At 71.3% G+C, this 21,261-nt stretch carries 10 protein-coding genes and 1 tRNA gene; 7 read left to right on the top strand and 4 right to left on the bottom strand.

Going from position 1 to position 21,261, the window contains the following annotated elements; genetic code table 11:
- Window positions 1-2: 2 nt before the first annotated feature.
- Together mdlC and F8279_RS17225 are read right to left on the bottom strand one after the other, a co-directional pair.
- Complete coding sequence (mdlC, locus tag F8279_RS17230; RefSeq protein ID WP_091418753.1) at window positions 3-1,595, bottom strand: benzoylformate decarboxylase; 1,593 nt, start codon at window positions 1,593-1,595, stop codon at window positions 3-5.
- A 109-nt stretch (window positions 1,596-1,704) separates the two neighbouring features.
- Window positions 1,705-2,505: an S-methyl-5'-thioadenosine phosphorylase gene (locus tag F8279_RS17225; protein ID WP_091418812.1), complete on the bottom strand. Its 801-nt coding sequence runs from the start codon at window positions 2,503-2,505 to the stop codon at window positions 1,705-1,707.
- 149 nt (window positions 2,506-2,654) lie between these two features.
- Here F8279_RS17225 and F8279_RS17220 point away from each other — a divergent pair, with 149 nt between their 5' ends.
- From F8279_RS17220 to F8279_RS17200, 5 genes are all read left to right on the top strand, one after another.
- Window positions 2,655-3,245: a YqgE/AlgH family protein gene (locus F8279_RS17220; RefSeq protein ID WP_091418814.1), complete on the top strand. Its 591-nt coding sequence runs from the start codon at window positions 2,655-2,657 to the stop codon at window positions 3,243-3,245.
- A 90-nt stretch (window positions 3,246-3,335) separates the two neighbouring features.
- A tRNA-Ala gene (locus F8279_RS17215) sits at window positions 3,336-3,408 on the top strand.
- 1,386 nt (window positions 3,409-4,794) lie between these two features.
- Window positions 4,795-9,021, top strand: a complete 4,227-nt coding sequence (locus F8279_RS17210; RefSeq protein ID WP_151500477.1) for a LamG domain-containing protein — start codon at window positions 4,795-4,797, stop codon at window positions 9,019-9,021.
- A 79-nt stretch (window positions 9,022-9,100) separates the two neighbouring features.
- Window positions 9,101-15,766 (top strand): polymorphic toxin-type HINT domain-containing protein, encoded by a 6,666-nt coding sequence (locus tag F8279_RS17205; protein ID WP_151500476.1) that lies wholly within the window; start codon window positions 9,101-9,103, stop codon window positions 15,764-15,766.
- Window positions 15,767-15,829: 63 nt separating this feature from the next.
- Window positions 15,830-16,957, top strand: coding sequence for a hypothetical protein (locus F8279_RS17200; RefSeq protein ID WP_139135447.1), 1,128 nt, complete (start codon window positions 15,830-15,832; stop codon window positions 16,955-16,957).
- A 78-nt stretch (window positions 16,958-17,035) separates the two neighbouring features.
- Here the strand turns inward: F8279_RS17200 and F8279_RS17195 are convergent, their stop codons facing one another.
- Window positions 17,036-17,524: a DUF1772 domain-containing protein gene (locus tag F8279_RS17195; protein ID WP_175438687.1), complete on the bottom strand. Its 489-nt coding sequence runs from the start codon at window positions 17,522-17,524 to the stop codon at window positions 17,036-17,038.
- 71 nt (window positions 17,525-17,595) lie between these two features.
- Between F8279_RS17195 and F8279_RS17190 the strand changes: the two genes are divergently transcribed.
- Together F8279_RS17190 and F8279_RS17185 are read left to right on the top strand one after the other, a co-directional pair.
- The gene (locus F8279_RS17190; protein ID WP_091418827.1) at window positions 17,596-18,540 is read left to right on the top strand and encodes an AraC family transcriptional regulator; all 945 of its coding nucleotides are present in this window, start codon (window positions 17,596-17,598) and stop codon (window positions 18,538-18,540) included.
- Window positions 18,537-18,878 (top strand): VOC family protein, encoded by a 342-nt coding sequence (locus tag F8279_RS17185; RefSeq protein ID WP_091418830.1) that lies wholly within the window; start codon window positions 18,537-18,539, stop codon window positions 18,876-18,878. Before F8279_RS17190 ends, F8279_RS17185 begins: the two co-directional genes overlap by 4 nt.
- Before the next feature lie 42 nt (window positions 18,879-18,920).
- On the opposite strand, the gene F8279_RS30315 is transcribed toward F8279_RS17185, so the two are convergent.
- The gene (locus F8279_RS30315) at window positions 18,921-21,164 is read right to left on the bottom strand and encodes a DUF4153 domain-containing protein (RefSeq protein ID WP_225853311.1); all 2,244 of its coding nucleotides are present in this window, start codon (window positions 21,162-21,164) and stop codon (window positions 18,921-18,923) included.
- Window positions 21,165-21,261 lie beyond the last annotated feature (97 nt).

Raw genomic sequence — 21,261 nt, 5'->3', positions numbered from 1 at the left:
GCTCACAGGATCCGCGGCACGTCGGTGCTGATCGGCACCGGCAGCACGGTCGGCCGGTCCGCGGCGAGCGCGGTGGTCAGCGCCGCACCGAGCCCGTCCAGCGTGGTCACCCCACCGGCACAGCCGTAGCCGTGCGCCACCGCCGTGACGTCCAACCCGGGCAGGTCCAGCGCCGGCACGCCCGGGGTGTGCTTCAGGTCGGCGAACGCCTTCAGGATCGCGTACTGCTGATTCACCGGGACCACGACGGCGAGCGGCAGCCGCAGCCGCGCCGCCGTCCACAACGCCTGGACCGAGTAGTGGAACGAGCCGTCGCCGACCACCGTGACCACCGGGCGGCCGCGCCCGGTGTCGCGTTCGGCGAGCGCCATGCCGACCGCCGCCGGGAGCCCGAAGCCGAGACCGCCGCTGGCCATCGTCAGGTACGAGCGCGGCCGCTCGATCGGCAGCCGGCGGCGCAGCGCGGCCAGGTTGGACGGCGACTCCTGCACCAGCACCCCGTCCGCCGGCCACGCGTCTGCGAGCGCGGCGAACAGCGCGTCGGCGCTCGGCGGGTCGGCCGGCTCGGGCGGGGCCGGCTGCGGTCGCGGTGACGGCGCCGGCCGGTCGGTCGCCGGCAGCAGCTCCCGCAGCGCGGCCATGGTCAGCCCGGCGTCGCCGAGCAGGCTCTCCCCGACCGGGGCGCGCGCCGCCTCGTCCGGGTCGTCGGTGACGTGCAGCAGCCGCGCGTCGCCGGGCAGGTAGTCGCCCGGCACGTGCGGGTAGTAGCGGAACACCGGCGCGCCCACCACCAGCACCACGTCGTGGCCGCGCAGCGTCTCCGAGAGCGGCCCGATCGCGTACGGCAGCACGCCCCGGAAGTGCGGGTGCCGCTCGGGGAACACGGCCCGCTCCGGCGCCGGCGCGGCCCAGACCGGGGCGGCCAGGCGTTCGGCCAGCGCGACCGCGTCCGGCCAGGCGTCCGACCGGTCCACCGCCGCGCCGAGCACCAGCGCCGGGGCGCGGGCGGCGGCCAGCGCCTCGGCGAAGCCGCGCAGCCGGTCCGGGTCCGGCGCGATCCGGGTGGCGACGGTACGCACCTGCGGCGGCGGGTCGGCCGGGCGGTCCCAGTCGTCCATCGGCAGGGAGAGGAAGACCGGGCCGGCCGGTGGCTGCACCGCCGACGCGTACGCCCGCATGAAGGCCGCCGGGATGTCCTGCGCGCGGGCCGGCTCGTGGGCCCACTTGACGTACGGCTGGGCCAGCTCGACCGCCCGTGGGCTGGCCAGGCGCGGCTCGATCAGCAGCATCTCGCGGGTCTGCTGGCCGGCGCTGACGATCAGAGGGGTCCGGTTGTGCCAGGCGGTGACCAGGTTGCCCATGCCGTTGCCGGTGCCCGGCGCGGTGTGCAGGTTGACGTGCGCGGGCCGGCCGGTGCCCTGGGCGTAGCCGTCCGCCATGGCGACCGCCGACGCCTCCTGGAGCGCGTGCACGTAGTGGAAGTCGGCCGGGAACTCCTGGAGGAACGGCTCCTCGGTCGAGCCGGGGTTGCCGAAGACCGTGGTCAGGCCGAGCGCGCGCAGCAGGTCGTAGGTCGCCTCCCGCACCGTCGCCATCGCCGGCTGCCTCCGTTTCGCACGCGGATGCCGGAGCCGGCCCGGTGCCCAGTCTCCCGACCAGCCGAATCTATCGGGCCGAAGGCGACTTTTCGGGCGCTTCCCGTGCTCAGGGCAGCGGGAACGGCAGCTTGATCCCGTCCAGCGCGCTTCCGCACCCGCACTCCCGCTCGGCGGGCAGCGCGGCCACAGCCTCCAGCAGCAGCCCGCGCAGCCGGTCGGTGTTCTCCGCGAAGACCCGGAACACCTCCTCGTGGGTGACCGACTCGCCCGCCTCGACGCCCGCGTCCAGGTCCGTGACCAGCGCGATGGACGTGTAGCAGAGCGCCAGCTCGCGGGCCAGCACCGCCTCCGGGTGACCGGTCATGTTGACGATCGTGCCGCCGATCGAGGCGAACCAGCGCGACTCCGCCCGGGTCGAGAAGCGCGGACCCTCGACCACGACAACGGTCCCGCCGTCCACCGCCGGCACGCCGCGACCGGCCGCCGTGTCCAGCAGCGTGCGCCGCCCGGCCGGGCAGTACGGGTCGGCGAACGACACGTGCACCGCGCCCCGGTCGTAGTAGGTCTGTGCGCGCCCGCTGGTGCGGTCGATCAACTGGTCCGGCACCACGAACGTCCCCGGGCCCAGCTCCGGCCGCAGCCCGCCGACCGCACAGGGTGCCAGCACCTGGCGTACGCCCAGCGACCGCAGCGCCCACAGGTTGGCCCGGTACGGGATCAGGTGCGGCGGATACCGGTGATCGCGGCCGTGCCGGGGCAGGAACGCCACCCGGCGACCGCCCACCTCGGCGACGGTGATCGGGCCCGACGGCTCGCCGTACGGCGTGTCCACCACGTGCTCCACGCCGTCGAGCAGGGCGTAGAGACCCGACCCGCCGATCACCGCCAGTTCGGCCTGCGCCGCCATCCGGCCCTCCCTCGATCCGTCGTGATCAACCGCCCGTCAGACCTTAACCAGCGGGCCGGACGCAGGCTATGGTGCGTGACATGGCGTTGACAGGGTGGACGGTCGACGGCCGCGAGCCCGTACGGGCGCACGGCTGACGGGTGTCGGACATGCAGAGTGAGGGGCAGGCGATCGGTGGCCGAGCCATGGAGTCGATGACCGGACGACTGCTGGTCGCGACACCAGGGCTCAAGGATCCGAACTTCGACCGTACGGTCGTGCTGCTCGTCGCCCACGAACCCGGCGGCGCCCTCGGGGTGGTGCTGAACCGGGCCACCGAGGTCTCCGTGGCCGACGTGCTCGGCGACTGGAGCGACCTCGCCCGCGACCCGGCCGTGCTGTTCGAGGGCGGGCCGGTGCAGCCCGACTCGGCCATCTGCCTGGCCCGGATGCGGCACCCCGTCCGGCCCGTCAAGGGCTTCCACCGCGTCTCCGGCGCGGTCGGCACCATCGACCTCTCCGTCGACCCGGAGAAGCTGCGCGAGGCCGTCGGCGGGATCCGCGTGTTCGCCGGCTACTCCGGCTGGGGCGCCGGGCAGGTGGAGCGCGAGATCGAGGAGGGCTCCTGGTTCGTGTTCGACGCGCTGCCCGGTGACGCCTTCGTCGACCGGCCGGATGATCTCTGGCCGATGGTGCTGCGCCGGCAGGGCGGCATGATGGCCGCGGTGGCCCACTTCCCGCCGGATGTGGCGCTGAACTGACCCCCTCGGTGGGGGACCCCCGCGAGATGACCATGCGGGGCGGCGTGTGTATAGTTCTTCCCGTGCCCGGGCGACCGGGCGCGAACGCAAGGGGCCGTGGCGCAGCTGGTAGCGCACCACACTGGCAGTGTGGGGGTCAGGGGTTCGAGTCCCCTCGGCTCCACCGATCGCACCATTGTGCGAACCGGTGGTACTCCTGAGGTGCCCCCGTCCGTTTCGGGCGGGGGCATTGTCGTGTCGGTGGGGATCTTGAACGCGGGTACGACTCCCTGGTCGGTGAGTTGAACTTCGGCGATGACGGGCTCGGAGTTGGGCGAGTCGTCGGCGGAGTTCGCGGATGCGGGGTCCGGCGGTGGCGTCGTCCATGGTGCCGTTCTCGACTTGCCGTGTGGTAGCGGTCGATGAGGTTTCTCGGTGGCGCTCGTCCGTACGCTGCTCCACCTCAGCCTCAAGGGCCGTCGCCTCGTCAGCCACGCTCATCGATACGGCACCTACCGCCCTGAATGCCTTGACGCGATCGGTCACGGAGCCAGGGGCGTCATGAGCGACGTCAATTCGATAAGCACTTTCCACAGCAGTCACGGTGTGGTTGTCGTCGTCAATGCGGCAGATGATCCGATAGGTGCCCCGCCGGGCGCTGAACCGATCCGACAATGGCGGCAGCAGGCGCGGCCGAGGCGCGACGGCGAATGGTATCCGCAGGAGAGCCGGCCTTCACTTCCCCCAACGGCAGCGTCGTCATGGCGGCAAGCCTGACCAAATGCGCTGGGCGTCCACCGTTCCTCCAGATACCACGGCGATGGTTCGCATCGTGAACACACGCCGCCACGAAACGGCAGGTCAGAAAGTTCCGTGGGCTGGAGGTGCCACCATGCGAACCACACCGCCACCATCGCCGGTGAGCCTTCGCTGGTGCGTTTGTGCAGTTTCCGTACGGCGTTCGCAGCCCGATGACGGAGCTACGACTCGTCGAAGACGTCGTCGAGCACGAGTGTTGCCCGGCTTGGGACCATGGCCCCGGCAGAGTCGTCAGGTGATGCCGAACAGTGCCAGCGGCCGGGTGCTGTCGCGGGCGTGATGCCGGTTGGCGGCGGCGATATTGGTGACCTCGGCCAGGCGCATGGCGCCGATTGCGGCGTTGCGGAGGGCGGCCGTGGCCTCGGTCCGGTGCCGGTGGAGATCGTCAGATCTTGCAGCGGCGGATCGCGCGGCGGCGGTGTCCGCGGTCGGTGTCGCAGGTGTCAGAGCCGGTGCACACGGGCGAGGGTCTGATCGAGGAGCAGCGCCAGTCAGGTGAAGAAAGCTCATTGACCAAGGTCACCAGTGGCTCCTACCATCTGCCCACGCGCTTTGCCGTACGGGGGCAGATGGGCAACCGCTGAACCCTGCGCGAGAACGAGTTCACCGCATGGTTCACGGGGGAGCAGCACAAATGACGATGGCGCATGCCCGCATCGCGCAGGGCGCCACTCTGGCGATCCTGGCGACGTTACTCTCGGTTGCTTCATCACCACCCAACGCCGCTCATGCTGCGGCTTGTCCGTCCGGAGTGGCCGCCGAGAGCGAGCCGGCTGCCGAGACCGAGGCGGCGGCACAGCGCCTCGCGAAGCTCTGTGACAAGCCCGTCGAGGTCCTCGCCGAAGCCGACGAGACCACCAAGGTCGTCGCCCTGCCCAGCGGTGACTTCTCTCTGGAGACCTACCTCGAGCCGCAGCGCGTCGAGCGAAACGACCGCTGGATCGCGCTTGACACGAACCTCGAGCGCGGCGCGGACGGCCGGCTCCGGCCCAGGGCCGCGGCCGACGTGTCGTTCTCGACCGGTGGCACCGGCCCGCTGGCGACCTACCGCGAGGGCGGCGCCGACTTCACGCTGACCTGGCCCGCGCCGCTGCCAGCCGGCGTCGTCAGCGAGGACTCGGTCACGTACCCGGAGGTCCACCCGGGCGTGGACCTGATGGTGCGTGCCGTGCCCGGCGGCTTCTCGCACGTGCTCGTGGTGAAGAGCGCCCAGGCCGCCGCAAACCCCAACGTGCGCGAAACCGCGTACGTCATCGGCGGCTCGGCGACCGTGACCGAGACCAACGACGAGATCGTCGTGAAGGGCCCGGCCGGTGTGATCGCCGGCGCTCCCAAGGCGATGGCCTGGGACTCGACCCGGCAGGTCCGCGAGCCGCAGACAGCCGCGAACCGTCGGCTGGATCGCGGCGAACCCGCCCCGCTGCGGGTGGCCGAGCCGTCCACCGCCAAGGCGCCGAGCGAGTTCGCCCGCCGGTCCGATCTGGATGTACGGGTTGTCGACAAAAGACTGACGGTCAGCGTCGACGAGGATCTGCTGTCGGCGCAGTCGACGTATCCCGTCTACATCGACCCGACCTATTCGAAGTACTACGCGAAGTGGATACCGGTCAACGACTCCCGGCCGGACACCAAGTGGGTCTCCGGCGACGCCTGGCCGCGTGAGGTCATCCGGATCGGGTCCAACTACGACAACTACGGCGACGTGTGGCGCGCGCACATGCAGTTCGACGTCAGCGCGCTCAGGGGCAAGAGGGTCATCAATACGCCCAGCGTCGACGCCTACCTGACGCACAGCGCCTGGTGCGCCGGTGAGTCGCTGGCGCTCTGGCAGACCAACGCCATCGACGGCAACACCCCGACCTGGAACGGCATGAAGGGCAAGTGGCTGCACGGCAAGGCGATCCACACCAAGACGGTCAAGGTGAACAGCGGCTGCAGCGGCCAGAAGCCGGCCTGGGTCAAGTTCAACGCGAGCGGTGTGAAGACCCACGTGCAGCGGCATGCCGACGAGAACTTCAGCAGCATCACGTTCGGCCTGCGGGTGCCCACGGAGAGCGGCGGCCACTGGGTCAAGGCCGAGCGCGGCAAGATCAAGCTGATCGTCGAGTATCAGTCGAAGCCGACCTCGCCGGTGCCGGTGCGCACCGCGCCGGGCGGTAACTGCGCCGCGTCGCCCGGTCCTTGGATCAACGACAGCACCCCGGCCCTGTACGCCACGGCGACCGACGCCGACAACTCGGTGCGGCTCGTCTTCGACGTGAACGGCCCGACCGTGCCGGCCGACTACACCTCCGCCGCGGTGGCCTCGGGCAAGGAGGCGTCCTGGACCACCCCGGTGCTCCAGGACGGAAGCTACAACTGGAAGGTCTACGCCACCGACGGCACGGACAAGACCGGCTGGAGCAAGACCTGCTACTTCCGGCAGGACCACACCCCGCCCACCCTGCCGGTGATCGCCCGCAAGGCCGGCACCCCGACGCCCGAGCTGGGCAAGCCGGTGACCCTCACCTTCTCGTCGACCGACGCGCTCTCCGGCGTCGGACGCTTCGACTACGGCATCGGCGTCGACGTGCAGTCGTCGAACGTCGCGGCGTCGGCCGGCAATGCGGAGGTCACCTTCACCCCGGACAGCGGCCAGACACAGGTCTACGTGTGGGCCCGGGACAACGCCCTCAACTACTCGTCGCGGGCGATCTACAACATCTTCACCGGGCGAGTCACACCGGTCGAGCCGATGGCCGTCTGGCGGATGACCGGCAACCTGCGTGACGACTCCGGCACCACCGACGACGAGGGCAACATCAGGGAGTCGGCCACCGAGAAGGACCTGCGATGGACGGTCTCCGGCACGCCGACGTACTCGGCGGACCGGCTGAACCACGGCGGCACCGCGCTCAACCTGACCGGCACGGGCTGCGCCACCACCATCCCGGTGGTGCGCAGTGACGCGCCGTTCACCGCCGCGGCCTGGGTCAAGCTGACCAGCAAGGCGGCCGGGTCGAACCGCACCGTGCTGGCAATTGCCGGCACCAACGCGCCGGCCTTCACGCTCTCCTACCACCAGGCCAGCGACCGCTGGGAGACGGCGATCACCAACGCCGACTCGGAGACGGGGACCTGGACGATTGCCCGAGGGACCACCTCCCCGACGCTGGACGGCTGGCAGCATGTGGCGGCCACGGTCGACCCGGCTGGCAAGACGTTGCGGCTCTATGTGGACGGCGCGGTACAGGCGACCACCGCGATCAGCGCTCTGCCGTGGCGCGGCACCGCCCGCACCCTGGTCGGCTGCGGCGGTTCCGTCGGCGTGACCAATGCGCACCTGATCGGCGCGGTGGACCACGTCGCGGTGTGGAGCGGCCTGCTCAGCGACGCGCAGATCGCGGCGGCGCGCGACGAGCTGCCGGCCGGTGTCGCTGCGGCGTGGAAGCTGCGCGGCACCGGTGACGACACCAGCGACCACGGCCACACGCTGACCGTGCCCGCCCCGGCGACGCCGCCGACGCCCGAGCCGACCCCGGAGCCCGAGGTCACCGACGATCCGGCACCCGATCCGGGCCCGGGCGGTGGCCCGACCCCGCCGCCGGGCGAGGAGCCGGCGCCCGAGCCGACCGAGACCGGCAACCCGAGCGAGCCGGACCCGACCGGCAGCCCCGAGGTGCCCGAGGAGCCGTCGCCGGATCCGTCCGAGGAGCCGACTCCGGAGCCGACTCCGGCGCCGACGGTCCCCATGGAGTGGACCGACGACGCGTACGGCCGGCCGGGCTCCGCCTGGTACGTCAGCGGTGACCGGTGCGCCACCACGCAGCACAGCGTGATCCGCAGCGACGAGTCGTTCACGCTCGCCGTCTGGGCCCGCCTGGACGACCCGAGCGCGATGAACCAGACGATCATCGGCACCGACGGCAACCGGGTCAGCGGTTTGTTCCTCGGCGCCCGCACGAACGCTTCCGGCGTACCGTTCTGGGCGCTCATGATGAAGGCCTCCGACTCCGAGACCTCGACCTCGGAGTGGGCGGGCGGCAGCACCGACGCGTTCGCCGCGACGGTGGGCAAGTGGACGCACCTGACCGCCACCTACAACGCCACCACCAGGACGATGTCGCTGTTCGTGAACGGCGCGAAGGCGGCGTCCGTGGTGCGGTCGACCGGCGTGAACTGGAACGCGTCCGGTGTGCTCAGCCTCGGGTGCGCCAAGTACGCCGGCGCGCGCAACGACTTCTTCCGAGGCGCGATCACCGATGCGAAAGTGTGGCGCGGCGCGCTCACCGACGCCGCGGCGGCCGCCGTGAAGAACGCCAACCCGCCGGTCAGTGTGCAGGCCTGGTACCCGCTGGAGGGGCCGCGTGCCGAGGAGCCGACCAACCTGGAAGACCGCTCCGGCAACGCCAGGCACCTCTCGATGGTCTCCGGCGAGCCGCACTGGGAGCAGGACCGGTTCGCCAGCCGTAGCGGCGCGCTGGGCCTGGCCCTCGACGAGGGCTCGTGCGCCGAGACCGGTGCGCCGGTGATTCAGGCGAACGAGTCGTTCTCGGTCGCAGCCTGGGTATCGCTGGACGACCTGACCGGCAACCGCACCTTGCTGTCGCAGTCGGGCAGCGTCAGGCACCGCTTCCTCATCGAGTACGCGGCCAGCGTCGGCCGGTTGCGGGTGGTGATGACCGGCGGTGACTCCGCGGACGCGCCGACCGCGGAGGTGCGCTCGCTGGCCGCCCCGGCGGCCGGCGCCTGGACGCACGTGGCGGCGGTCTTCAACGGGCTGACGAACGAGCTCACGTTCTATGTGAATGGCGAGCCGCAGGGTGAGGGCGCCACGCTGACCGGCTCCCTGTGGCCCGGGTCCTCCCCGCTGCGAGTCGGTTGTCTCGCCCTGACCGGCGGGACCCGCTCCAACTACCTGGGCGGCATCGTCGACGACGTCCGCGTCTGGACCTCCACGGTCGACCCCGACCTCTTCGGCACCTTCGCCCACGCCTGACCGGAGAACGTTCATGCCTGAGAAAAAGAAGTTCTTCTCATCAGACCGGCGCGGGTTCGCCCTGGCTGCCTCGGCTTTGATGCTGACCTCATTCCTGACCTACAACTGGGTCGCCGAGGCGCTGGACGGCGAGCGGGACAGCCAGTCCGTGGCCGCCACCAACTTCGGCACCGTCAAGGTCGACCCGGTCCCGCTGCCCGCCGACGGCGGCGCCTGGAAGGGGCCGAAGAAGGGCCGCTGGCCCGCCGCCGGCTCCACCGAGATCGTCCTGGCCGGGGCCGCCGGCCGGGCGGTCGAGGGCAAGGCCGGCTCGATCATGGTGCGGGTCAAGGCCATACCCGGCAAGAAGGCGCCGGACCGGGTGCGGGTCACGTCCCTGCCCGAGGAGCAGTCCACCAAGCTGGGGTTGAGCGGCCCGGTGCTCGCGGTCGAGGGCGACCAGCCCGGCGACGTGGAGACCGAGGTCGACTTCGACAGCTTCAGCCAGATGTACGGCGGCGGCTGGGCGGGCCGGCTCAACCTGAGCCGTTTGCCGGCGTGCGCGGCGACGACCCCGCAGAAGGCGGAGTGCCAGGACGCGGTGCCGCTGAAGACGGCGAAGCAGGCGACGACGCTGGCGGCGCCGATGGCGCTGACGGCGGCGGGGCCGACCATGCTCGCCCTGTCCGCGGACACCGAGTCCGGTGAGGGCGACTACAAGGCCAGCGACCTGCAGGCGTCCGGCTCGTGGACGGCCGGCGACAGCTCCGGGGCGTTCAACTACTCGAACGCCATCAACGTGCCTCCGGCGCCCGGCCCGGTGCCGGCCGTCGCGCTGAACTACTCGTCGCAGATGGTCGACGGCCGGATGGCGGGCAACAACAACCAGGCGTCCTGGGCCGGCGACGGCTGGGACTACACCCCGGGCTACATCGAGCGCAGCTACGTCACCTGCCAGGACGACGTGGACAAGGTCGCCGGCAAAGACCCGAACAACAAGGACAAGAAGACTCTCGACCAGTGCTGGAAGGACAAGTCGCCGAACATCACCGTCTCGCTGAGCGGAACGAACACGGCGCTGGTCAAGGACGACGCGACGGACACCTGGCGGCCCGCCGCGGACGCCAACTGGAAGGTCGAGCTGGAGGGCTCGCCCGCCAAGAAGGGCACCGCGACCACCGAGCGGTGGATCATCACGACCCCGGACGGCACCCGTAACTTCTTCGCCGCCGAGGTCGCCACGTCCAACTCGCGGTGGTCGGTGCCGGTCTTCGGCAACCACGACGGCGAGGACTGCCACGCCGACGCGTTCAAGGACTCGTCCTGTCAGCAGGTCTGGCGCTGGCTGCTGGACAAGCAGATCGACGTCCACGGCAACATGACCCGCTACTTCTACAAGAAGGAGACCGGGCACTACGGCGCGGCCGGCGACAAGAGCAACCGCGTCTCGTTCGACCGCGGCGGCAACCTCGAGCGCATCGAGTACGGCCTGCACACGGCGTACCCGGACGTCGCGGCCACCGGCCGGGTCATTTTCAGCACAGCGGACCGGTGCTTTGCGACCGAGTGCTACTCCGACGGCAAGCCGGTCACCGCGAACTGGCCCGACGTGCCGTGGGACAAGGAGTGCACCGCCGAGCCGTGCACCGACAAGCTCGCGCCGGTCTTCTACTCCATCAAGCGGCTCGCCAAGATCACCACTCAGATCCGCACGAGCGCGACCGGGTTCGACCCGGTCGAGTCATGGACGCTCGACCAGGAGTTCAAGGCGCCCAAGGCGGCGCGCTCCGCGTCGCTGTGGCTCAAGTCGATCACGCACGCCGGGCACGTCGGTGGCACCGTCACCGACCCGCCGGTGGTGTTCACCGGCGTCGAGTTGGCCAACCAGGTCAACGCGATCGCCGGCACCGAGTTCTTCTCCCGCTGGCGGATCCAGAATGTCCGCACCGAGTCCGGCGCGGACATTTTCGTCAGCTACTCGGATGCCGACTGCGACGCGAACGACCTGCCGGCCGTGGAAAACAACAGCCGGCTCTGCTACCCGGTGTACTGGACGCCGGACGGCTACTGGGACCCGACCAGGGATTGGTTCCGCAAGTACGTGGTCAAGGAGGTCACCACGTACGAGAACACCGCCGGCCAGCCGCCGGTGACCACCCGCTACGCGTACTCGAACGAGGGCACCAATACCAACGTGCTCTGGGGCTGGGACGACGGCGAGTTCACCAAGAAGAAGCACCGCACGTACGGTCAGTGGCGCGGCTACTCCCGGGTGACCGCCACGGTCGGCGGCACGCAGGCTCCGCTGGTCACCCGCAAGCAGTTCTTCCGTGGCCTCGACGACCAGCCACTGCCCGGCGACAAGACCCGCAGCGTGCAGGTCATCGACTCGGCCGGCACCAGCTACACCGACCAGCCCGCGCTCGCCGGCTCTACGCTCGAGGTGGCCTCGCTCGACGGCACCGCGGTCGTCGAATCGTCGATCACGTCGTACTGGGTCAAGCAGACCGCGACCCGCACGCGTACCGGCGGATCAGACCGGGCGTACAAGATCGCCCCGTCGGTGAAGAAGGAGCGCCGGCTGCTCGCCCCCGGCACCTGGGAGCAGACCGAGACCCGGACGACGTACGACGACGAGGGCTACGCCGAGGTTGCGTACGAACTCGGCGACACAAGCAAGACCGGCGACGAGTCGTGCACCCGTAACACGTACGTGCAGAACGAAGCCCTGTGGTTGCGCGGGCTGGTGTCGCGGAGCGAGACCGTGTCCAAGGCCTGTGGCGCGACCGTGTCCCGGCCGGCCGACATCGTCGCCGACGTCAAGACCTACTACGACGGGTCGGACACACACGGCGCGGTGCCCAGCAAGGGCAAGGCGACCCGAGTCGACACGCTCGACGAGTGGATGAACGGCGCGCCGAAGTACACGGTGACCACGCGGGCGGCCTTCGACGCGCTGGGTCGGCCGACCAGCAACACCGACTCGCTCGGCAAGACCAGCAAGACGTACTACACCCCGGCGGGTCCGGGCCCGGTCACCCAGACCCGGACGCGCAACGCACTCGAACACGAGGTGATCACCGACCAGAACCCGGCGTGGGCCACGCCCACCTCGATCCTGGACGCCAACAAGAAGCGCACCGACCTGGAGCACGACCCGATGGGCCGGCTGGCGAAGGTCTGGCTGCCCGGCCGAGCCAAGACCGTCACGCCGAACCTGGAGTTCTCATACCTGGTCCGCAACAACGGGCCGCTGGTGGTGACCACCAAGCGGCTCGGCCCGAACAACAACCAGATCAGCGAGGTCGGCCTGTTCGACTCGCTCTACCGGTCGGTGCAGGTTCAGGAGGACGCGCAGAAGGACAAGGACGGCAAGGACGCCCGCCTGGTCACCGGCACCGGCTACAACGACCGCGGTCAGGTCGAGTACAAGTCGGACGGCAACTACGCCCTCGGCAGGCCGGGCCCCGGACTGGTGAACATCACACCGGGCGAGGACCGCAGCCGGACCGTGTCGACCTACGACCGGCTGGGCCGCGTCGTGGAGGAGGCGCTCTGGTCGCACAATGTCCGCAAGTGGGGCACCACCACGGCGTACGGCGGAAGCTCGCTGGGCTGGCAGGTGGCCGTCACACCGCCGAAGGGCGGCACCGCGACCGCGACCATCGAGAACGTCGACGGCGACGTCATCGAGGAGCGGGAGTTCCACGGGCCCAAGCCGGAGGGTCCGTTCGACAAGACGTCGTACACGTACACGCCGCGCGGCGACGTCGAGACCGTGGTGAAGGGGGCCCTCACCTGGCGGTACGAGTACGACCTGCGCGGTCGTGAGATCAAGACGGTCGACCCGGACAAGGGCACCACGGTGCTCGAGTACAACAACGGTGACGACGTCACCAAGTCGACCGACGCCGAGGGCGACGTGGTCTCGACCACCTACGACGAGCTGGGCCGGCAGAAGCAGCGCCTGTTCAACGGCGTCAAGGCGGCGGAGTGGACCTACGACACCGTCGCGAAGGGACACCTCAGCAAGTCGACGTCGATCGTCGACGGGCACTCCTTCACCAAGGAGATCTTCGAGTACAGCGACGCGTACCAGGTCGTCGACGAGGAGGTCGCCATCCCGGCGATGCCGGGGCTGACAGGGCTCGCCGGCACCTACGTCGCGACGTACACGTACACCGCGAACGGCCTGCCGTTGCGTTCCAGCTTGCCGAAGATCGGCCCGATGGAGAAGGAGGGCCTGACTCGCACGTACGACGACCTCGGCAACGTGGTCAAGCTGGCGGGCACCTCCTCGCCGTCCGGCACCGCCCGCACGTACGTCGACCGGACGACCTACTCGCCGTACGGCGAGGTGCTCAACCGCTGGCTCGGAACGCCGGTCGGGGACAAGCCGCAGGCGTACCAGAACTACGTCTACGACGACGCCACCCGACGGCTGTCGGAGTTCCGGTTCGACCGCGACGGCAGCGTGCCGAACGTGGCCACGGTTGCGTACGACTACGACGAGGTCGGAAACGTCCGTTCGATCGCCAACCGGCCCGTGGACGCGGACAAGAGCCCGCGCTCGGGTGAGGAAGACGTCCAGTGCTTCACCTACGACCACCTGCGTCGCCTGACGGAGGCCTGGACACAGGTGGCCACCGAGTGCGCCGGCCCGACTGCCGCGGGTGGCAAGGCGCCGTACTGGAAGACCTGGGCGTTCGACGAACACGGGTCGCGGACCACCACCAGCAACAAGCTCACCGGTAAGACCTCGATCTACGGGTACGCGGCCGGTGCGCAGCCGCACGGCGTGCGCACCATTGCGACCGGTGAGCAGGTCGACCACTACGACTGGGACAAGCGGGGCAACCTGAAGTACCGCAAGGTGGGCGACCGCACCGAGACGTTCCAGTGGAGTCCGCACGGCAAGCTGACCAAGATCAGCGGGCCCGAGGGCGACACCACGATGGTGTACGACGTCGACGGCAACCGCATCGCGCGGATCGACTCGACGGGGGCGGCCACCGCCTTCCTGTTCGGCAACGAGTACACCTCGTCGCCGACGAACACCAGCGCCACGCGGTACTACGAGCACGCCGGTGACACGATCGCGTCACGGACCGACACCACCAGCCGCAAGGGCGACATCATCTGGCTGGCGTCGGACGCCCAGGACTCCGCGACCTGGGCGGTCAACTCGGTCACCCGGGCCGCGACGATCAAGTACAACGACCCGTACGGCAACCCGCGCGACGGATCGCCGACCCCGCAGTGGCCCTCGGGTCAGCGCGGGTTCGTGGGCGGCATCAACGATCCCACCGGACTGACCCTGCTCGGCGCCCGGTACTACGACCCGAAAACCGGCGCGTTCATCTCGGTCGACCCCGAGATCGACGAGCACGACCCGCAACGGCTTCACCCGTACGCGTACTCGAACAACAACCCGACGACGTTCTCCGACCCGGACGGCCTGTTCTGGGGTTCCATCAAAAATGGCATCCAGAAGACGGCCAGTGCGGTGGCGAACGGCGCCAAGGCGGCCACCAAGGCGGTGGTCGACAACGCCGGCACGATCGCGTCGGTGGCCGGCACCGTGGCGATGGTCGCGGCGGTGTTGCCCCCGCCCGCGCAGGTGGTCGCCGCGGCGGCCGGTGCGGTTGCGGCCGTCGCCGGGGCGATCGACACGGCCAAGTCCTGTGTGGGTGGTGACGTCGGCGGCTGCGCGTCGGGCATCGCCGGCATGGTTCCCGGCGTGCGGCAGGCCAAGAACGCCGCACGGGGTATCGGGTCGTTGAAGAATGCCGCGAAGGGCGCCTTCGCCAAGGGCTGCAACAGCTTCTTGCCCGGTACGCGGGTGCTGATGGCCGACGGCAGCACCAAGCCGATCGAGGACGTCGACGTTGACGACCAGGTCGTCGCGCGGGACCCGGAGACCGGTGAGGATGGCATCCGCCCCGTCACGTCGCTGATCACGGGCACCGGTGAGAAGCAGCTCGTGAAGATCACCATCGACGCCGACGGCGACGGCGCCGAGGACGGCACCGTGACCGCCACCGACGGTCACCCGGTCTGGGTGGAAGACGAGCGGAAGTGGCTGGACGCCGGCGCGCTGAAGGCGGGCATGCAACTGCTCACGCCGGACGGCGCCCGCGTCACGGTCATCGCGGTGGTCGCCTACGGTGCCGTCGCCACGGTGCACAACCTCGACGTCGACGACATCGACACGTACTACGTCGTCGCCGGTGGCACGCCGGTCCTGGTCCACAACGCGGAAGCCTGCTCGATTCTCGAGCACCGAGCCAAGGAGCTGCACGACCTGCGCCGGGACGGCACCGCGGCGGGCTACTTCCAGTGGAAGCTCGGCACGACGGCGGTCGTTCGCAGCAAGAAGGTGCTGCCGGACGGCACGGTCACCTACGTCGACGTGGTCGCGGCCAACGGCAAGGGACTGACAGCGGCGCAGAGGGCGGCGCTGCGCGGCAACGAGGAAGAAGCGGTCAACTTCGACGACCTGCACGCCGAGATGAACGCCCTGAAGCACGCTGTGGACTCGAAGTACGAGCCGCTGCACGGCGCGGCGAGCCGCAACGTCTGCCCCTGGTGTGAGAACTCGATCCGGGATCGCGGCGGCCGACTCACCGGACGCTCGAAGTGGCGGCAGGCGGTTCCCGCGGCGGGCGGCAAGAAGAAATACCCGAAGGGGCAGCGCGGCTTCGAGATCTACCGCAACGGCTCACTGTATGGCATCAAGGTGCACGGCGGCACCCTGCTGCTCTGAGCACCGGGCTGCCCGGCGCTAGCGACGCCGGGCAGCCCGACCCATCGTCGATAGAATGCCGCCGTGATTCGTGAGATGCGCTTCGTCGTGACGGTGCCGGATGAGGTCTCGGCCCGTGCCGTCGCCGAGAAGCTGGCCGAGCGCGGCCACCTGCTTGTCGCGGTACGGGAGGTGCCGACCGACCCGCTGGAGGGTCGCTTCGCCGGCTGGTGGCGAGTCCACTCGCTGGCCGTGGATCCGCCCTACGAGGGTCCGCTGGAGGTCTCACCGGCCGAGAAGAAGGCCGTTGCGGCAATTGCCCGGAAGTACGGCGGGCAGGTCAACTCGGCGTGCGGCCAGTTTCCGGACAAGGCGATCGAGCGTTTCTCCCGGGAGGGCCTCGCGCACGAGCTCGACCGGGCCGAGGCCGACCGGATCCGCGCGGAGCTCGTCGGCGGGCAGACCGCCGTCGCGCCGTCTTTGCCCGCGCCTCCCGGACTCAAGTGCGGTGGTTTCCGTCGTCCTGCCGCCGATCTTCGCGCGGCCGCCGAGGTGGTGCCCTTCGAGGGCCGCACCTTCGACGGTGTGGGCGACCTGATCGCAGCGATCGCGAGCGACGCGTTCCCGCAGGGCTCGGTGGTGCCCGCCACCCCGGGGGCGGTGCCGCGGCTGGCCGCGCTGGCAGGTGCCGACGGGGTGAGCGACTTCTACCGGGCGATGACGCTCATGGTGCTGTTCCAGATGAGCACCGCGGGTCGGCGGCGGCTGGCCTACCAGGCGGACGCCCCGGAAGACGGCGGTGCCGAGACGCCCGTGGAGACGGCGACCCGGGCCGCGGTCGCGGCGGTGCTGCCCGGTCTCGCCGTGGGCCGCAGCGAACTGGCCGAGTTCCTCCTCGCCGGGCTGTCCGCGGCCACGCGGGAGGCGGGGGCCGGAATGCCGGCCGGCCTGGAGCGGATCGCGGGGCGGTACGCGGGCACCGCCCGCATCCCGGTGGTGAACCTGATCCGGGCCGTGGCTGACGGCGCCGAAGAGCCCATGCGGACCGCCACCGCAGCGGTGGTGGCGGCCCTGCCCGAGGTGGTCGACGGCCTGCAGAGCACAAAGGCATCGGTTGAGGGGCGGGCACTCGACACGCTCGACACCGTGCTGCAGTGGGAGCTGGACAACGCTCGGCTGTCCAAGCTGGGCTCGGTCTTCGGCCCTCGCTGATGACCGCCGGCCCACCGGCGGTGTGCCAGCAATCCGGGTGGTGCCGGCCGGCAATGGGCTGAACCGGCCGGAATCCGCTCAACCGGCCCCCCGGCCGGCGAGCACCAGGGCCCAGCACAGCGCGCCGAACGCGGCCGTGCTCGCCAGCGTCCGCACCACGTTCCAGGTGACCCAGGCGGACTCGAAGCGCTCCCGCGCCGCAGCGGGATCCGCCACCCCGGCCGCCGCGAGCGCGTCGTTCAGCGGCACGTTCACCGCCACGGTGACGACGAACATCACCAGGTACAGCGCGAGTCCGGCGACGATCCACGGCAGCGCCGGCCGGGCCGCCCCGCGCCACGCCAGCACCGCCGCGAACGCGGCCAGCACCGGCGTACCCAGGAAGGCCAGCAGGAACCAGCCGTTGACGATGGTGACGTTGATGCGCTGCATGGCGTCCACGAACGTGCGGTCGTCCGCGCCGCGCAGCGCCGGCATCACGGCGTACGCGAACGCGGCGACCAGGCCCGCCATCAGCCCGGCCCCGACTGTGGCGCCGACCAGCGTCAGTTGTTGTACGAGTCGCATGTCCTCATCGAACCGCCACGCGGTGAGACGGCCCATGGTCAGAACGCGCGATCCTGTGTTCAATCGTCTCCGTGGACGCCGTTTCCGGTCTGCTCGACGGTCCCCGTGCGCGGGGCGCCTTCCTGCTGCGCTCGATCCTCACTCCGCCCTGGTCGATGCTGATCCGGGACGAGGCGCCGCTCACGCTCGTCGCCGTGGTGCGCGGAGACGGCTGGATCGTGCCGGAGGAGGGCGAGTCCGCGCGGCTGACCGGCGGTGACGTGGCGATCGTGCGCGGCCCGGCCCCGTACACCGTGGCGGACGATCCGGCCACGGCGCCGCAGGTGGTGGTGCACCCGGGCCAGCGCTGCACCACGCCGGACGGGCGCGAGCTGTTCGCGATGACGCGCTGGGGCGTACGCACCTGGGGCAACGGGCCGGACGGCCGGACCGTGCTGCTCACCGGCACGTACCCGGTGCGGGGGACTGTCGGGAAGCGCTTGCTGGACGCGCTGCCGTCGCTCGCGGTGGTCCGGCGCGAGTCCTGGGACACGCCGCTGGTGCCGCTGCTGGCCGCCGAGATCGTCAAGGACGACCCCGGCCAGGAGGCGGTGCTCGACCGTCTGCTCGACCTGCTGCTCATCGCCGCGTTGCGCGAGTGGTTCGCCCGGCCCGGTGCCTCCGCGCCCGCCTGGTACCGGGCGTACGCCGATCCGGTGGTCGGCCGCGCGCTGCGGATGCTGCACCACGACCCGGCCCGGCCGTGGACTGTGGCGTCGCTCGCCGCCGAGGTGGGGATGTCCCGGGCGGCGCTGGCCCGGCGTTTCACCGGGCTGGTCGGCGAGCCGCCCATGTCGTACCTGACGGGCTGGCGGCTGGCGCTCGCCGCCGACCTGCTCCGCGAGCCCGGTGCGACAGTCGGTGCGGTGGCGCGGCGGGTCGGCTACGGAAGTTCGTTCGCCCTGAGTACGGCGTTCAAACGCCGGTACGGCGTGAGCCCGCGCCGGCACGTCGACCCGGTTAGATTGGCCGGATGACTGTCGATCTGTTCGCCGGCGTCCCGGTGCGCGACCTCGCGGTGGCGACGGCCTGGTACGAGCGGCTGTTCGGCGCCCCGCCGCAGTTCCGGCCCGACGACAGCGAGGCGGTGTGGGAGCTGGCCGAGCACCGTTACCTCTACGTCGACGTGCGGCCCGAGCACGCCGGGCACGCCATGCAGACGGTCTTCGTCGACGACCTCGACTCCCGCGTGGCCGCGATCGCCGCCCGTGGTCTGACACCGGCCGCGCAGGAGACCTACGACAACGGCGTCCGCAAGGTGATCTTCCACGACCCGGACGGCAACGAGATCGGCTTCGGCGGCGGCCCGGCCTGACGGTCCGGCCGGGCCGCGTGGATTCGCGCCCCGGCCGGGACGTCAGCGGGGACGCCGTGTCTTCGGCAGGTCGAACTGGTCCGCCCGGCGGCAGTCCTTCGGGCCGCCGATCGCCTGCGGGCCGACCTCCTCAAGCGCCTTGCGGGCACGCTGGCGGCCCAGGTTCCAGGCGTACCAGGGATCGGGTCCGGCGAGGTCGTCGGCGATCCAGCTCAGCGTGCACCGGCGCACCGGGTCGGGAAGCTTGGCCAGCGCCGGGGTGGCGTCGGCGGACAGCGCCCGCAGGTACCACGCGTCGATCTTGCCGGTCTGCTCGTACCGCAGCGTGTTGCGGCGGGCGACGTAGTCCTCCGGGTTCAGCACGGCCAGGCCGAGCAGCATCGCCACCGCCAGCGCGAGCGTGGTGCCGGGAATCCACCGGCCCTTCCACCGGACACCGGCCGCGAGGATCATCAGGAAGACCGTGCCGAGCAGCATCTCGAACGCCATCACGAAGATCCGCTCGCCGGTGAAGCTGTAGACCTTCTGGTACGTCCACATCCGGGACAGCGCCGACGCCACGATCACCACGCTCAGCGCGCTGATCAGCCCGAGCAGCACACGCAGCAGGATGCGCTCGACCGGCTGCTCCCGGCGTGCCCAGCGACTCACCCCGCCGAGCACCGCCACCGTCAGCAGCGTGACGAACAGCAGTTGCCAGAAGCCGCTGCGCGCGTACTCGGCGTAGCTGAGCCCGGCGACCCGCTGCACGTGCCGCTGGCCGCCGAAGAGCGTGGTGAACTGCACCGCCACGAACCCGGCGAACAGCAGCGTGAGCGCGCCGATGGCGGGGGCCCACTCCAGCAGCCCGAGACGGCGCTCACCGGCGCGATCCACCGTGGACAGATCCGGCGGCGCGGCGAGCGTGTAGAGCGCGGCGACAGCGATCAGCCCGCCCACCACGGCCAGGAACAGCCAGCCGAACACCGTACCGAGGTTGATCTCGGGAACGAGCGAGCCGAGCGCCTCGGAGAACGCCGCGTCGGCCGACGCGAGCAGGCTGCCGAAGACCACGAGCACCACGACCGTGGCGACGACCGAGACGGTCACCTTGCGCACCGTCGCCTCCTGCGGCGAGGCGGTGATGTGCCGGCGTACCCAGGGCAGGCCCCGCAACGCCGCGAACGGCGTCGCCACCAGGCCGAACAGGATCGAGCGCACCAGCCGCCCGCCGATGATCGCGAGGGTGGCACAGCCGAGCGCGCCGAGCACGCAGAACGTCACGAGCCACCAGGCGTTGCGGAACGCCGGCACGGCGATCAGGGCCAGGGCAGCCACCGCCCACCCGGCCCGGATGAGCTTGTCGGCGCGCGGCAGATCCGCGGTCCGAGACCGGACCGCCAGCACCACCGCGAGCGTGAGCGTGAGCCACCCCAGGAACCAGCCCACGCCGACGCGACCCAGCGGCACGAAGACCGCGCTGCCGACCGCGGCGGCCAGCACCGCGAGCGGCGCCGCCCGCCCGGTCGCCGCCTTCGGGCCGGGCCACTTCGCGCCGAGGAACGAGGTCCGCGGCACCGGAGGTCGCGGCGTCCAGCCCGGCGCCTGCGGCTGGCCACCCCAACCCACGCCGGCGTACGGCGGCGCGGGCGGCCCGACGCCGTGCGGAGGCGGCGTGCCCGGGGCGCGTTGAGTACCCGGCGCGGGCGGCGGCCCGGAGGCCGGCTGCGCGCCCGGCGCGGTCCATGCCCCAGAGGCAGGCTGCGCGCCCGGAGAGGGAACAGGCGTCTGGGCACCGGCGGCAGGCGCCTGCGTGGCGCCGGACGGGCCGGTAACCGGTGGCGTGCCGGGGGAGCCGGCAGGAGTCTCCGGGCCGGCCTGCTCGCGGCGAGCCGCCGGAACGGCGTCCGGCGGGGCGGCGACAGGCTCTCCGCCCGTCGGGCGGTCGGCGGCGGGCTTCCCAGCCTCGGTCGCTGCTGTCGCACCGTCCTCGACCGGTGTGGACCCGGGCGCGGCGGTCGGGCCGCCCGCGCCGGAGGAAGGGACCGAGCCCTCGGCCGGTGTGGGCGGGGCGGCGGCGGCCGGACCGCTCGCGGCGGCGGCTGGGCCGGCGCCCTCCACCGGGGAGCGCTCGGCGGCGGGCGCCGTCGCCTGGGCGGGCACCGCCGCCACCGGCTGGCCGGGCGCGGGGACCAGTGGGAGGAACAACGCGTACCCCTGGGTGCCGGGCGGCACGGTGACCGGAATGGCCCAGCCGGGCTGCCCCTCGGCGCCCGGCCAGGGCACCGGCGTGGGAGCGCCCTCCATGGTGGGCAGGACCAGCAGGTACGGCTGCGCGGGGGCGGGGACGTCGCCCCCGCGCAGCCGTACCTGCTGGTCCTGCCCACCATGGAGGGCGCTCCCA

The organism is Micromonospora sp. AMSO1212t (assembly GCF_008868145.1).
Taxonomy (GTDB): Bacteria; Actinomycetota; Actinomycetes; order Mycobacteriales; family Micromonosporaceae; genus Micromonospora; species Micromonospora tulbaghiae.
The sequence above is the reverse complement of the archived record's forward strand: the minus strand, read 5'-3'. Positions and strand labels throughout refer to the sequence as shown.

What these genes read in the sequence shown, in the direction of transcription:
- mdlC (WP_091418753.1), bottom strand. Translation starts at nt 1,595, where the DNA reads ATGGCGACGGTGCGGGAGGCGACCTACGACCTGCTGCGCGCGCTCGGC.
- F8279_RS17225 (WP_091418812.1), bottom strand. Translation starts at nt 2,505, where the DNA reads ATGGCGGCGCAGGCCGAACTGGCGGTGATCGGCGGGTCGGGTCTCTAC.
- F8279_RS17220 (WP_091418814.1), top strand. Translation starts at nt 2,655, where the DNA reads ATGCAGAGTGAGGGGCAGGCGATCGGTGGCCGAGCCATGGAGTCGATG.
- F8279_RS17205 (WP_151500476.1), top strand. Translation starts at nt 9,101, where the DNA reads ATGCTGACCTCATTCCTGACCTACAACTGGGTCGCCGAGGCGCTGGAC.
- F8279_RS17195 (WP_175438687.1), bottom strand. Translation starts at nt 17,524, where the DNA reads ATGCGACTCGTACAACAACTGACGCTGGTCGGCGCCACAGTCGGGGCC.
- F8279_RS17185 (WP_091418830.1), top strand. Translation starts at nt 18,537, where the DNA reads ATGACTGTCGATCTGTTCGCCGGCGTCCCGGTGCGCGACCTCGCGGTG.
- F8279_RS30315 (WP_225853311.1), bottom strand. Translation starts at nt 21,164, where the DNA reads ATGGAGGGCGCTCCCACGCCGGTGCCCTGGCCGGGCGCCGAGGGGCAG.